The organism is Shinella sp. 20P9.1.1, assembly GCF_057798995.1.
In genome coordinates this window covers 157,302-171,483 of sequence record NZ_JBYOLC010000009.1, presented here as the reverse complement: position 1 = coordinate 171,483, position 14,182 = coordinate 157,302, and the positions used below count along the sequence as shown (strand labels likewise).

The following is a 14,182-nucleotide window of genomic DNA, read 5'->3' as shown; positions in this document are numbered from 1 at the left end:
CCCTCAGGCAGCCGGAATGCCGCCCGCAAGAACGGTGGAATAGGCTTCCGCATCGATATTGCCGCCGGAGATGACACAGACGACGTTGCCGGTGAGATCCGGCCGCGCGATGGCTGCGGCCAGCGAGGCGGCGCCCGCACCTTCTGCTACGATCTTGGCCTTGCGGAACAACAGGCGCATCGCCTCTGTGACCTCCTCGGGGCTGACGGCGATGGCGCCGTCGATCAGGTCCTTCGCGATGGACCAGAGCTGCGGCACTAGCGAGGGGCCGCCGATGCTCTTGATGAAGGAGGGACGGGTCTCGATCGTCACGATCTTTCCGGCTGCAAGCGCTGCGGTGACCGGCGCTGCACTGTCGTCCTCGACGGCGAAGACCCGTACCCGTCCGGATGCGGCCTTTAAGGCGCTGGCAACACCGGTGGTCATGCTGCCGCCGCCATAGGGCGTCAGCACCACGTCCACCTCGGGCAGGTCCTCGACGATCTCCATGCCGATGGAGCCGTTGCCGTCAAGCACAGCCTGATCGGTTACCGGATTGATCAGGAGTTCCGGCGCATCCGGCCGGTCCGCACCGATGATGTAGTCCCACCAGGTTTCCGCGCTGATGAAGCGAACCTCGCCGCCGAGTGTGCGCACGCCGTCGATCTTGGTCTGCGGCGCACCGCGATACATGTAGGCGACCATCGGCACGCCGATAAGCCGCGCCGCCCGGGCCATGCCATAGGCCATGTTACCGGAACTGGTGACGGCGACGCCGTTGCGAAGGCTTGCCGGATCGCGCGACAACACCGCATTGAGGGCAGGGCGCAGCTTGAAGGCGCCGATCGGCGAGAGGGTTTCGAGCTTCAGGAAGATCTGCCGGTCGGGCAGGCCGAGATCGAGTCTGACGAGCGGCGTGCGGGCGAGGTGAGGGGCGATGCGTGTCCGCGCTTGCGCGATCGCGTCGAGGCTGGGGCGGTGTGGTGCGGTCATGGCAAAATCCCCGGATGAAGAACCGCGGGCGTTCGGACCGCCCGCGGCCGAAAAATCAGGTCACGGCCGCACGCACGGCGAAACGGGCATCCTTCCAGGCGCCGGTGACCAGAATGTCTTCGAGGATTTCGACGGCCTTCCAGACATCGGCATAACTGACATAGAGCGGCGTGAAGCCGAAACGCATGGTCGAGGGGGCGCGGAAATCGCCGACGACGCCGCGGGCGATCAGCGCCTGCATGATCTCGTAGGCATGCGGATGGCTGAACGAGACCTGGCTGCCGCGCTTGGTGCGGTCGCGCGGGCTTTCGAGTTCCAGGCCATGCGCCGCGCATTTTGCCTCGACGAGCGCGATGAAGAGGTCGGTGAGGCCGAGGCTCTTTTCACGCAGCGCCGCCATATCGACGTCTTCCCAGATGTCGAGGGCACCCTTCAGTGCCCGCATCGACAGAATCGGCTGGGTGCCGCAGAGGAAGCGGAGCATGCCCTGGCCGGCCGCATAATTTTTTTCGAAGGCGAAGGGCCGGGCGTGGCCCCACCAGCCGCTGAGCGGCTGGCGGACATCGCCGTGGTGGCGTGTCGCGGCATAGATGAAGGCCGGGGCGCCGGGGCCGCCGTTGAGATATTTGTAGGTGCAGCCAACGGCGAAATCGACGTTCGCGCCGTCGAGATCGACGGGCAGGGCGCCGGCCGTATGGCAAAGGTCCCAGATGACGAGCACGCCGTGGTCATGCGCCTTCTTCGTCAGCGCCGCCATGTCGCGCAGTTCGCCGGACTTGTAGTTGACGTGGTTGACGAGCACCACGGCGACGCTGTCGTCGATCAATTCCTCGATGGTGTTGGCATCGACGCCCTCGAGGCGCAGCGTTCCGCCTGGCCGTGTCGAGAGCACGCCTTCGGCCATGTAGAGGTCCGTCGGGAAGCTGGCACCCTCGCTGACGATGACCGAGCGGTCAGGTCGCAGCGCCATCGCCGCACGCAGGGCCTTGTAGATGTTGATCGAGGTCGTGTCGCAGACGACGGTCTGGCCGGCGGCGGCCCCGATCAGCCGGCCGACGCGGTCGCCCAGCGTCAGCGGCATGTCGAACCAGCCAGCAACGTTCCAGCTGCGGATGAGGTCCTGACCCCATTCCTGCGTGGCGGCCTGCTGCAATTCGGTGAAGGCGGCCTTGGAGGCGACGCCGAGTGAATTGCCGTCGAGATAGATCAGACCATCCGGCAGGATGAAGCGGTCGCGGAAGGCGCTGAGCGCATCGGCCGCATCCATGGCCTCGACGGCGGAGAAGTCGGGAATGGCAGTCATCGGAAAATCCTATTCACGAACGGTTTCGCGGGCGGGGGCCGGGCCGCGGCCGCGCTTGAGGCTCGGCAGGGCCAGCATGGCGAGCACGAAGAGGCCCGTCGCCAGCTTCAGGTCCGGCGGCGGCATGCCGGCGGCAAGGCAGAAGGAGACGAGCTGGTAATAGACGATGGCGCCGACGAAGGGGGCGGCGAGCTGGCGCAGCACACTCTGCTTGCCGACAATGGCCTCGCCGATCATCAGGGCGGCCAGCCCGTTGATGAGGATGCCGAGACCCATATTGACGTCGGCGAAACCCTGCGACTGCACCATCAGCGCGCCGCCGGCGGCGGAAAACGCGCCGGCAAGGCCGACCCCGCCGATGGTGGCGAGCCAGACATTGATACCCTGTGCCTCGGCCATATCAGGGTTGGCGCCGACGGCGCGCACGGCCGTGCCCTTTTCCGTGCGGAAGAAATGCAGGAGCAGCGCGAAGACGAGGAGACCGAAGGCGCCGGCCATCACGATCTTACTCGCCGGAAAGCCGGGTTGCAGGCCCGGCACCCAGTCGAACACCGTCGGCGAACCGAAGACCGAAAGGTTCGAGCGGCCCATGATGCGCAGGTTGATCGAATAAAGCATCGTCATCATCAGGATGCCCGCCAGCAGCGTATGGATGCGGAAGCGCAGATGGATGAAGGCGGTGCAGCAGCCGGCGACGAAACCGGCGAGAAGCGCGATGAGGATCGCCGGCAGGGGCGACATGCCCGCCGCCATCAGCACGCCGCAGACGCAGCCGCCGAGCGGGAACGCGCCCTCGCTGGTCAGGTCCGGAAAGCTCAGCATGCGGAAGGGGATCATGATGCCGAGCACGACGAAGGCGAGGATGAGGCTCTGTGCCAGCGTGACGGGAACGAGCGAGACAAAGCTCGCAAGGGTGTTTTGCAGGAAATCCATGGGTTCTCAGCTCGCCAGAAACATGCGGTCGGTCTTGACGGAGAAATGGCCGATCAGGTCGGGGACCGTGATCGCCGTCTTCTCGGCGCCGGCGATTTCAAGCCGCACGCGGCCGGCATCGAGCATGATGACCCGGTGGCCGAAATCCACGGCGTGCTGCATGTTGTGCGTCACCATCAGCGTGGTGAGTTTGAGCGCCTCGACGGCGCGGATCGTCGCCTGCATGACGATGTCGGCGGTGCGCGGATCGAGCGCTGCCGTGTGCTCGTCGAGCAGAAGCAGTTCCGGCGATCCGCCGACCGCCATGATCAGCGACAGCGATTGCCGCTGGCCGCCGGAGAGCAGTTCCACGCGGGTGTCGAGCCGGTTTTCGAGGCCGAGGCCGAGCAGCGACAGGCGCTCCTTATAGGAGGCGAGCCGTGCCGGGTTGAGGCCACGGCGCAGCGTGCGCTTGTTGGCGCGAAGGTCCGCAAGCAGCATGTTTTCGGCCACCGTCATCGAGGCGGCGGTGCCCTTCATCGGGTCCTGGAAGACGCGAGCAAGCCGCATGGCGCGTTTGTGGACCGGCATCGCCGTCACGTCGTCGCCGTTGATGACGATCTTGCCGCTGTCGAGCACCAGCGCGCCCGAGATGGCATTGAGCATGCTGCTCTTGCCGGCGCCGTTCGAGCCGATGACGACACCGAATTCGCCCGTTCCGAGCCGCAGGTTGAGATCGCCGAGGGCGGTCTTCTCGTCCGCCTGTCCCTTGTAGAACACTTTTCGCGCCGACTGGATTTCCAGCATGGGCTTCCCCTTTTTATGGGGTGACGGCGCGCAGGCGCCGTCACCGGATAGACGCGAAGGTCGGATCAGTCGATCAGGCAGCCGCAATCGGCAAGCGAGGCGGGCACTTCGACGCCGAAGGCGGCGAGCGTCTTCTTGGAGATCAGCGGCTTGTGGTCCTCATAGGCCGGACGCCAGGGAGCGATGGTCTTCGGGTCCTTGCCCTTCAGGATCTCTGCGGCGATCTTGCCGGCGGCAAGGCCGACCTGCTCGTAGTTCACGGCGAAGCTTGCCGGTACGACACCGTCGCGCACGGCGCCGTCGTCGGAATTGACGATCGGGATCTGCGCCTGGCGGGCTGCGGCCGAAACGGCGGCGATGGCCGGCTGGAGCAGGTTGGAGGCGGGCGTGTAGATCACGTCCGCCTTGCCGGCGAAGGAGGCGATGCGCTGCTGGATGTCGTTGACGTTGTCGACGCCGACATCGACGACCTCGAAGCCGGCCGCGGGGGCCGCTTCCTTGATCTTGTCGAGCAGCGCCACGTCGTTGGCCTCGCCCGGATTGTAGGGCACGCCGAAACGCTTGGCGTTCGGCAGCAGCTTGTGGGCGAATTCCATCACCGCGGCGACGTCCTGCAGGTCGGTCGCACCCGTCATGCCGTCGTCACCGGCTTCCCAGGAGGGCACCAGCTTGGCGGCGACCGGATCGGTGACGGCCGAGAAGACGACCGGAATGCCGGAGCCGGCGAGTGCCTTCTTGGCGATCTGCGAGACGGGCGTGGTGATCGTGTAGATCAGCTTCGGCTGTTCGGCCTGAAGCTTGGCGATCATCTGCGGCACCAGCGAGGCGTCGAAATTGGTGTGGCTCTCGGTGTAGACGACGTCGGTGCCTTCGACGAAGCCGTTCTCCGCCATCGCCTTCTTGAAACCGGCGATCGAGGCGGCAAGCTGCGGGTGCTCGCCGAAATTGGCGATCCCGATGCGGATCGGCTCAGCGAGCGCATTTGCGGCGCTGAGCGCCAGTGCGCCGGCCAGAACCAGTCCCGAAACGAATGACTTAGTAAGCCTGCTCATGAAATCCTCCCAGAGATGACAAGCGGCCGCCGTTCCTCAGCGGCTTGGCGCGGATCATGGCGGCGGTCGGACAGCTTGTCAAATAATATATATATTTTGATCACGGAGCCGAAAGTATATATATTCGGCGCAAAACATGCCTGCGCTGAGGGGCCTCGATGCAAGAGCACGAGCAATCGACCAAGACCGAATCCGCCTATCGCCTGCTGCGCCGCGATATTCTCGCGACGCGGCTGAAGCCCGGTGCGCCGATGAAGCTGAGTGCGCTCCGCGATCGCTACGAACTCGGCTGGACGCCGCTGCGCGAGGCGCTGTCGCGGCTGGAGGCCGAGGGACTGGTGACGGCGATCAGCAATCGCGGTTTTGCCGTCGCGCCGGTTTCCCTGGCTGCGCTGGAGGATTTGACGCGTGCCCGCATGGTCGTGGAAATCCCGCTCCTGCTGGAATCGATTGCCAATGGCGACGGCGCCTGGGAATCGGACGTCGTCACGGCGCATTACCGGCTTTCGCGGTGCAAGCTCGTCGTCGAGACGGCGACGGAGGCCGAGATCGACGAGTGGGACGAGCGGCATGCCGCCTTCCACACCGCCCTGATCAGCGCTGCCCGGTCGAATTGGCTGTTGCGTTTCCAGGCCACGGTGTCCGATCAGCTGCGCCGCCATCACCGCTTCCTCAGCCTCGCCCCGGCGCTCCGCGCGGCCGAGGGGAGGACGGAGGGCTATGAGGCGGCGGTCGCCGCCCTTCATGACGCCATGTCGATCGAGCACCATACCGAGCTGATGGAGGCCGCGCTCGACCGGAATGCCGCGCGCGCTCAGGCCCTGATGGCCGCGCATATCGGCCTGACGGTGAATGTTTTCGCCCAGTCCGAGGACGGCGACCGCGCCGAGCCGCATCCGTCCAAATGACGGCGCTGTCCAAGCGCTGCAAACATCTCTAAAAGGCAAGGCGACGGGACAGGAAACGGACCTTTGTTATGACGGGTGACGACGAATTCGCCATCGCGCCGGACTGGCTGGATGGCGAAACCAAGGTTCTGGAAGCGCCGCACGACCACCGTGCCGAGCTGCGTCTCTGGCTGCGTCTGCTCACCTGCTCGACGCTGGTTGAGAGTGAGGTCCGCCGCCGCCTGCGTGAGGAATTCGATTCCACCCTGCCGCGCTTCGACCTGATGGCCCAGCTGGAACGGGCGCCCGACGGCATGGTGCTCGGCGAAGTCTCCAAGCGCATGATGGTCTCGCCCGGCAATATCACCGTCCTCGTCGAGCGCCTGACGGAGAGCGGCCATCTTAGCCGCACGACGTTTCCAACCGACCGTCGCGTGCAGATCATCGCGCTCACCCCCTTCGGCCGCGCCGAATTCGAGAAGATGGCGGCCCGCCACGCCGACTGGATTTCCGACCTCTTCGCCGGTCTCGCACCGGCGGATGGCAGCGTGCTGATGGATGAGCTGGCCAAGCTCAAGCGCTCCATCATCGCCTCGCTTGCCAAGGGCGGCGGTTAGCGAAAAGGCCCATCCGCCCAAAACAATTTTAAGCTTGAAATTTCTCTGAAACGAGTCCACCCTGCGTTCACAGTCCGGGGTGCCCCTTTGCATCCGCGACACACGCAGCCGGAGCTCGGGAGGAGAACGACATGCGGATCGTTTGTATCGGTGGTGGGCCTGCCGGTCTCTATTTCGCGCTTCTGATGAAGCGCCAGCATCCCGAACATCACGTTACCGTCGTCGAGCGCAACCGGGCTTTCGATACGTTCGGCTGGGGCGTCGTCTTTTCCGATGCCACGATGCAGTCGATGCGCCAGTGGGATCCGGAAACGGCCGAGGCGATTGAAGTCTCCTTCAACCATTGGGACGATATCGAACTGGTCTTCAAGGGTCGCAAGATCCGCACCACCGGCCACGGCTTCGTCGGCATCGGCCGCAAGAAGATGCTCAACATCCTGCAGGAGCGCTGCCTTGAGCTCGGCGTCGAACTGCTGTTCGAGCGCGACGTGCAGGGCGACGAGGAATTCCCGGAGGCCGACCTCATCATCGCGGCCGATGGCGTCAATTCCCGCATCCGCAACAAATATGCCGATGTCTTCCAGCCCGACATGGTCATGCGGCCGAACCGCTATATCTGGCTCGGCACCAACAAGCCGTTCGATGCCTTCACCTTCGATTTTCAGCGCACCGAACACGGCTGGTTCCAGGCGCATGTTTACCGCTTCGACGACACGACCTCGACCTTCATCGTCGAGACGACTGACGAGGTGTTCAAGGCGCACGGGCTGGACAGGATGGACCAGGACCAGTCCATCGCCTTCTGCGAAAAGCTCTTTGCCGAAAGTCTCGACGGCCACGGCCTGATGACCAATGCGCGCCATCTGCGCGGCTCGGCATGGCTCAATTTCGGCCGGCTGATCTGCGAGAAGTGGAGCCATTTCAACGGCAACAGCCATGTCGTGCTGATGGGTGACAGCGCCCACACCGCCCATTTCGCCATCGGCTCGGGCACCAAGCTCGCCATCGACGACGCAATCGAGCTCACCCGGCAGTTCGACCTGATCGGCCACGACAAGGCGAGCATCCCCGCCGTGCTCGCGGCTTACGAGGAGGTGCGCCGCGTCGATGTCGCGCGCATCCAGAATGCCGCGCGCAACGCCATGGAATGGTTCGAGGTGGTCGGCACACGTTATGCCGATACGCTGGAGCCGGAACAGTTCATGTATTCCATGCTGACGCGCTCGCAGCGCATCAGCCACGAGAACCTTCGCCTGCGCGACAAGGTGTGGCTGGAAGGTTTCGAGCGCTGGTTCGCCGAGCGGGCCGGTGCGGAGAAGGCGGCAAACGGTGCCGTGCCGCCACCGATGTTCACGCCCTTCACGCTGCGCGGCCTGACGCTCAGGAACCGCATCGTCGTCTCGCCGATGGCGATGTATTCTGCGACGGACGGTCTGCCGGGCGATTTCCATCTCGTGCATCTCGGCGCGCGCGCCATGGGCGGTGCCGCCCTCGTTTTCCCCGAAATGACCTGCGTCTCGCCCGATGCACGCATCACGCCCGGCTGCCTCGGCCTCTGGAACGACGAGCAGCAGCAGGCCTTCCAGCGCATCGTCCATTTCGTGCATCATGAGACGCTTGCTAAAATCGGCATCCAGCTCGGCCATGCCGGGCGCAAGGGTGCGACGAAACTTGCCTGGGACGGCATCGACCAGCCGCTCGCCGAAGGCGGTTGGCCGCTGATCTCGGCTTCGGCCTTGCCCTATCTCAAGCATTCTGAGACGCCGCGCGAAATGACCCGCGAGGACATGGACCGCGTCGTCGCCGACTTCGTGGCGGCGACCGAACGGGCGCGCGACATCGGCTTCGATATTCTCGAACTGCACGCTGCGCACGGCTATCTCCTGTCGAGCTTCCTCTCGCCGCTGACCAACCAGCGCACCGACGACTACGGCGGCGATCATGCGGCGCGTGCCCGCTTCCCGCTCGAAGTATTCGACGCCATCCGCAAGGTGTGGCCTGAGGACAAGCCGATCTCCGTGCGCCTCTCGACGAACGATTGGCACGAGGGCGGCAACACGCCGGAGGATGCGGCGATCTTCGCGAAGATGTTCAAGGAGGCCGGCGCCGACATGATCGACTGCTCGTCCGGCCAGGTGGTGAAGGAGGAGAAGCCGGTCTATGGCCGCCTGTTCCAGACGCCGTTCTCCGACAAGATCCGCAACGAGATCCAGGTGCCGACCATCGCCGTCGGCGCGATTTCCGAGGCCGACCACGCCAATTCGATCATCGCCGCTGGCCGCGCCGATCTCTGCGCCGTCGCCCGCCCGCATCTGGCCGACCCGTCCTTCGTGATGCACGAGGCGGCGAAGATCGGCTATGACGCCCAGCCCTGGCCGAAACAATATTATTCCGCCCGCGCGCAATATGTGAACAACCTCGCCCGTGCGACGACGGCGGGCAAGCCATGAGCAGGCGGCACGCTTTTATCACAGGCGCCGGCAGCGGCATCGGCAAGGCCATCGCACTGGCGCTTGCCGCCGAGGGTCACATCGTCAGCCTCGCGGGTCGGCGGGCAGGATCTTTAGAAGCGGTGCGCGAGGAGATCCACGCAGCCGGTGGCGAGGCCTTCGTCCACGGTGGTTTCGACGTGACGGATGCTACGGCCGTCGAACGCGGCATCGCCGCCGCGATCGCATCGGCCGGCGAGATTGCCGTGTTGGTGAACTGCGCGGGTGAAGCCCCCTCCGCGCCGTTCGAAAAGACCGATTTCGCCCTCTGGCAGCGCGTGCTCTCCATCAACCTCACCGGCGTCTATCTGGTGACGCAGGCCGCACTCGCCTCCGTCCGCCGCGCCGGCAACGGCCGCATCGTCAATGTCGCAAGCACCGCCGGCCTCACGGGCTATGCCTATGTTTCCGCCTACTGCGCCTCCAAACACGGCGTCATCGGCTTGACGCGGGCGCTCGCCCTGGAGCTGGCGCGCAGCGACGTCACCGTCAACGCCGTCTGCCCCGGCTTCACCGATACGCCGCTGATCGACGGCGCCCTCGACACGATCAGCGAGAAGACCGGCCGCTCGCGCGAGGAGGCGCGCGCCAGTCTCGCGCGCTCCAACCCGCAGGGCCGGCTGGTGAGCCCGAGCGAGGTGGCGCACACCGTTTCCTGGCTCGTCTCCGAAGGGGCGAGCGCGATCACCGGCCAGGCCATCGCGGTCGCCGGCGGCGAAATCCTCTGAAGGACGACGACATGACCAACCCCATGCAGGCCAAGCAGCGCCCCTTCAAGAACCATAAGGCGAAGCATTTCCTGTTCGAGACGGATGCCGACGGCCGCGTCGCGACGATCACGCTCAACCGTCCTGACAAGAAGAACCCGCTGACCTTCGAAAGCTACGAGGAACTGGGCGATCTCTTCCGGTCGCTGACGCGGGCCAGCGATGTGCGCGCCGTGGTGCTGACGGGGGCGGCCGGCAATTTCTCCTCCGGCGGCGATGTGTTCGATATCATCAAGCCGCTGACCGAGATGGCGATGCCCGATCTTCTCGCCTTCACCCGCATGACGGGCGAGCTGGTGCGCCAGATGCGCGCCTGCCCGCAGCCGATCATCGCCGCCGTCGACGGCATCTGCGCCGGTGCCGGCGCGATCCTCGCCATGGCCTCGGACTATCGTGTTGCAACGCCGGAGGCCAAGACCGCCTTCCTCTTCACCCGCGTCGGTCTTGCCGGTGCCGACATGGGCGCCTGCGGCATCCTTCCCCGCATTATCGGCCAGGGCCGTGCTGCCGAATTGCTGTTCACCGGCCGCGTGATGAGCGCTTCGGAAGGCTACAACTGGGGCTTCTACAATGCGCTGCACGAGCACGACGCCGTGCTCGCCGAGGCGCAAAAATTCGCCCGCAATCTCGCCGATGGTCCGTGGTTCGCCCATGCCATGACGAAGAAGATGCTCGATCAGGAATGGGCGATGGGCATCGACCAGATGATCGAGGCGGAAGCGCAGGCGCAGGCGATCTGCATGGCGACCGGCGATTTCCGCCGCGCCTTCGAGGCCTTCGCCGCCAAGGAAAAACCCGCCTTCGAGGGGAACTGACGATGGCGCCGACCCGCGATCACCTCGACTGGCCGTTCTTCGACGAGAGCCATCGCGCGCTTGCGGCCGAACTCGACGGCTTCGTCGCCCGTCGCGGCCTCGACAATATCGACCATAGGAATGTCGATGCGGCCTGCCGGCAGCTGGTCGCGTCCCTCGGCGCTGACGGCATCCTGCGCCATTGCGTTCCAAAAGCCTTCGGCGGGGCCAGCGAAGAGATCGACAGCCGGGCGCTCTGCCTGGTGCGCGAAACGCTCGCCTATGCCGACGGCCTCGCCGATTTCGCCTTCGCCATGCAGGGGCTGGGAACGGGTGCGATCAGCCTGTCCGGTTCGCCGGTGCTGAAGGAACTGATCCTGCCGAAAGTGGCGCGCGGCGAATGGCTGTCCGCCTTCGCGCTGTCCGAGCCCGACGCCGGCTCCGACGTCGCCGCGCTGGCCTGTGCGGCCCGGCGCGAGGGCGACCACTTCGTTCTCGACGGCGAGAAGACCTGGATTTCCAATGGCGGCATCGCCGATGTCTACACGCTCTTTGCCCGCACCGGCGAGGCGCCCGGCACGCGCGGCATCTCCGCCTTCGTCGTCTTCGCAGATACGCCCGGCTTCAGCATCGTTGAGCGCATCGAGACCATCGCGCCACACCCGCTCGCCCGCATCCGCTTCGAAAATTGCCGGATCCCTGCTACGCAGCTGCTCGGCAGCCCCGGCGAGGGTTTCAAGATTGCCATGCGCACGCTCGACATTTTTCGCCCGTCCGTGGCGGCGGCCGCCATCGGCTTCGCCCGTCGCGCGCTCGACGAGGCTGTGGCGCACGCCAAGACCCGAAAGATGTTCGGCGCAACGCTCTCCGACCTGCCGACGGCGCAGAGCACGCTCGGTGAGATGGCAACCGCCATCGATGCCGCCGCACTCCTGACCAGCCGCACCGCCTGGAAGCGCGACGTGCAGAAGCAGCCGACGACGCGTGAGGCGGCGATGGCCAAGATGACCGCGACGGAAAACGCCCAATGGGTCATCGATCAGGCACTGCAGCTGTTCGGGGGCAGGGGGGTGCGCACCGGCGAAATCACCGAGCGGCTCTATCGCGAGATCCGCGCGCTGCGCATCTACGAGGGCGCGACGGAAGTCCAAAAACTCATCATCGGCCGCGAGCTGATGAAAGAAGCGGCACGATAGGAGACGCCATGCACACGATCCTGCAACCTGAAGGCTGGGCGAAGCCCATCGGCTATGCCAACGGCGTGGCGGCGAGCGGCCGCACGCTCTTCGTCGGTGGCCAGATCGGCTGGAACGAGAGCTGCGCGTTCGAGACCGACGATTTCGTCGAGCAGGTGCGCCAGACGCTGAAGAACGTCGTCGCCGTGCTCGCCGCCGGCGGTGCGGAACCGCACCACATCACCACCATGACCTGGTATTTCACCGACAAGCAGGAATATCTCGGCAATCTTCGCGGCATCGGCCAGGCCTATCGCGAGACCATCGGCCGGCATTATCCCGCCATGGCTGCCATGCAGGTGGTGGCGCTGGTGGAAGACCGCGCCAAGATCGAAATCCAGGCCACGGCCGTCATTCCCGAATAGGCGAAAAATGCGGTTTTCCGAGAGCGTTTCGGCCTCCAGCCATGACGGCGTGCTCGTCGTCACCATCGACAATCCGCCGGTCAATGCGCTCTCGGCCCATGTCCGGGCGGGGCTGGTCGCAGCCCTGGACCATGCCGCAGGCGCAACGGATATCGTCGGGATCGTGGTCACGGGCGCAGGCCGCACCTTCATCGGCGGCGCCGATATCAAGGAATTCGGCAAGCCACCGGTCGAGCCCATACTTCCTGATGTCATCGAGCGTATTGAGCGCTTCGAGAAACCCGTCGTCTCAGCCGTAAACGGCGTGGCCCTCGGCGGCGGCTGCGAGGTGGCGCTGGCCTGCCATGGCCGCATCGCCGGTGAAAGCGCGAGCTTCGGCCTGCCGGAAGTGAAACTCGGCCTCGTGCCCGGCGCCGGTGGTACACAGCGCCTGCCGCGTCTGATCGGCCCGGTCGCGGCCATCGACCTCATCGGTACGGGACGGGCGGTGAAGAGCGCGGAGGCCGTCGCATCGGGTCTTGCCGATGTCGTTGCCGCCGATGCTGTTGCCGCTGCCATCGCCGCCGTGCGGGAAAAGGCCGGACAGCCGTTACGCCGCACCGGCGCGCTTGCCGTGCCCGCCGCGGACGAGGCCGCAGTCAGCGCGGCGGAGGCGAAGGTCATCGGCAAGAGCCGGGGCCAGACCGCGCCCACTGAGGCCATCCGCCTTGTCAAGGCAGCCGGCCGGCTCGGTCTCGAACAGGGGCTCTCGGAAGAGCGGGCCACCTTCCTGCGCCTGCGTGACTCCAAGGAATCCGCTGCCTTGCGGCATGTCTTCTTCGCCGAGCGCGCCGCCGGCAAGGTCGATACGCTTGAAGGCGTGCAGCCGCGCCGGATCGAAACCATCGGCGTGGTCGGCACGGGGCTGATGGGCTCCGGCATTGCCGTTTCGGCGCTCACCGCCGGTTACCGCGTCGTCGCGCTGGAGCAGACCATGGAGGCGGCCGAGAGCGGCCGCGCCCGCATCGCCGGCCTGCTCGACAAGGCCGTCCAGTCAAAGCGCCTTACGCCCGACATGCGCGACGCCTGCCTCTCCCGGTTGGAAACGACAACCGAGGCCAAAAACCTCGCGACGGCCGATCTGGTCATAGAAGCGGTCTTCGACGATCTCGCGGTCAAGACGGAACTGTTCCGCAGGCTCGACGACATCGTCGCGCCGCAGGCCATCCTGGCGACCAATACGAGTTATCTCGATCCCGACACGATCGCTGCCGCAACCGCCGATCCGTCCCGCGTGGTCGGCCTGCATTTCTTTTCGCCGGCGAATATCATGCGCCTCGTGGAAGTGGTTGATTGCACGAAAACCGCGCCCGACGTGCTGGCAAGCGCGCTCGCCGTCGTCAAACTCCTCGGCAAGCTCCCCATCGTCTGCGGCGTCACCGAAGGTTTCGTCGGCAACCGCATCTTCTCCGCCTATCGCCGCGAGGCGGAATTCATGGTGGAGGATGGTGCGCTCCCGCAGGAGATCGATGCCGCGATGGAGGCTTACGGTTTCCCGATGGGCTTTTTTGCCGTCAGCGACATGGCCGGCCTCGACATTGCCTGGGCGCGCCGCAAGCGTCAGGCCGCGACACGCGATCCCGCCGAACGCTATGTCGACATCGCCGACAGATTGTGCGAGGCGGGCCGGCTCGGGCGCAAGACCGGGCTCGGTTGGTATGCCTATCCGAACGGTGAGAAAAGCGTCGACCCCGCTGTCACCGCTTTGATCGAAGCGGCGCGGGCGGCGAAGGGCACCGTGCCGCGCGCTTTCACGGCAGGCGAGATCATGGAACGGCTTCTGAAGGTGATGGCCGATGAGGGCAGGGCGCTGCTCTCCGAGGGCATTGCCGCGCGCGCCAGCGATATCGATCTGGTGATGATCAACGGCTACGGCTTTCCCGCGCACAAGGGCGGGCCGATGTTTGCCGCCGGGCTCATCTCCTAGGAGGATGGCGGCCGGC

Annotated in this window: 13 protein-coding genes; 8 read left to right on the top strand and 5 right to left on the bottom strand. The window is 65.6% G+C overall.

What is annotated here, in order from left to right; all coding sequences use genetic code 11:
• Nucleotides 1-3 precede the first annotated feature (3 nt).
• From AC27VQ_RS17055 to AC27VQ_RS17035, 5 genes are all read right to left on the bottom strand, one after another.
• Nucleotides 4-972: a threonine ammonia-lyase gene (locus tag AC27VQ_RS17055; protein WP_488717198.1), complete on the bottom strand. Its 969-nt coding sequence runs from the start codon at nucleotides 970-972 to the stop codon at nucleotides 4-6.
• 55 nt (nucleotides 973-1,027) lie between these two features.
• The gene (gene kynU, locus AC27VQ_RS17050) at nucleotides 1,028-2,275 is read right to left on the bottom strand and encodes a kynureninase (RefSeq protein WP_488717197.1); all 1,248 of its coding nucleotides are present in this window, start codon (nucleotides 2,273-2,275) and stop codon (nucleotides 1,028-1,030) included.
• Between the two features lie 9 nt (nucleotides 2,276-2,284).
• A complete protein-coding gene (locus AC27VQ_RS17045) occupies nucleotides 2,285-3,208 on the bottom strand; it encodes an ABC transporter permease (RefSeq protein ID WP_488717196.1) in 924 nt (307 codons plus the stop codon).
• A 6-nt stretch (nucleotides 3,209-3,214) separates the two neighbouring features.
• Nucleotides 3,215-3,994 carry an ABC transporter ATP-binding protein gene (locus tag AC27VQ_RS17040; RefSeq protein ID WP_488717195.1) on the bottom strand — a complete coding sequence of 260 codons (780 nt, stop codon included), beginning with the start codon at nucleotides 3,992-3,994 and terminating at the stop codon, nucleotides 3,215-3,217.
• A 65-nt stretch (nucleotides 3,995-4,059) separates the two neighbouring features.
• On the bottom strand, nucleotides 4,060-5,046 hold the full coding sequence (locus AC27VQ_RS17035; protein ID WP_488717194.1) for an ABC transporter substrate-binding protein: 987 nt from the start codon (nucleotides 5,044-5,046) through the stop codon (nucleotides 4,060-4,062).
• 158 nt (nucleotides 5,047-5,204) lie between these two features.
• Here AC27VQ_RS17035 and AC27VQ_RS17030 point away from each other — a divergent pair, with 158 nt between their 5' ends.
• The 8 genes from AC27VQ_RS17030 (at nucleotide 5,205) to AC27VQ_RS16995 (ending at nucleotide 14,166) form a co-directional block, all read left to right on the top strand.
• Nucleotides 5,205-5,954 (top strand): GntR family transcriptional regulator, encoded by a 750-nt coding sequence (locus tag AC27VQ_RS17030; RefSeq protein ID WP_488717193.1) that lies wholly within the window; start codon nucleotides 5,205-5,207, stop codon nucleotides 5,952-5,954.
• Nucleotides 5,955-6,022: 68 nt separating this feature from the next.
• Nucleotides 6,023-6,550 carry a MarR family winged helix-turn-helix transcriptional regulator gene (locus tag AC27VQ_RS17025; protein WP_488717192.1) on the top strand — a complete coding sequence of 176 codons (528 nt, stop codon included), beginning with the start codon at nucleotides 6,023-6,025 and terminating at the stop codon, nucleotides 6,548-6,550.
• Between the two features lie 131 nt (nucleotides 6,551-6,681).
• Entirely contained in the window at nucleotides 6,682-9,000 is a 2,319-nt protein-coding gene (locus tag AC27VQ_RS17020) for a bifunctional salicylyl-CoA 5-hydroxylase/oxidoreductase (protein WP_488717191.1), read from the top strand.
• The gene (locus AC27VQ_RS17015; RefSeq protein ID WP_488717190.1) at nucleotides 8,997-9,767 is read left to right on the top strand and encodes an SDR family NAD(P)-dependent oxidoreductase; all 771 of its coding nucleotides are present in this window, start codon (nucleotides 8,997-8,999) and stop codon (nucleotides 9,765-9,767) included. The genes AC27VQ_RS17020 and AC27VQ_RS17015 overlap by 4 nt, the downstream gene beginning before the upstream one ends.
• An 11-nt stretch (nucleotides 9,768-9,778) precedes the next feature.
• Nucleotides 9,779-10,621, top strand: a complete 843-nt coding sequence (locus AC27VQ_RS17010) for an enoyl-CoA hydratase family protein (RefSeq protein ID WP_488717189.1) — start codon at nucleotides 9,779-9,781, stop codon at nucleotides 10,619-10,621.
• A gap of 2 nt (nucleotides 10,622-10,623) precedes the next feature.
• Nucleotides 10,624-11,796 (top strand): acyl-CoA dehydrogenase family protein, encoded by a 1,173-nt coding sequence (locus tag AC27VQ_RS17005; RefSeq protein WP_488717188.1) that lies wholly within the window; start codon nucleotides 10,624-10,626, stop codon nucleotides 11,794-11,796.
• 8 nt (nucleotides 11,797-11,804) lie between these two features.
• A complete protein-coding gene (locus AC27VQ_RS17000; protein WP_488717187.1) occupies nucleotides 11,805-12,200 on the top strand; it encodes a RidA family protein in 396 nt (131 codons plus the stop codon).
• Between the two features lie 7 nt (nucleotides 12,201-12,207).
• Nucleotides 12,208-14,166 (top strand): 3-hydroxyacyl-CoA dehydrogenase NAD-binding domain-containing protein, encoded by a 1,959-nt coding sequence (locus AC27VQ_RS16995; protein ID WP_488717186.1) that lies wholly within the window; start codon nucleotides 12,208-12,210, stop codon nucleotides 14,164-14,166.
• The last annotated feature ends 16 nt before the right edge of the window (nucleotides 14,167-14,182 follow it).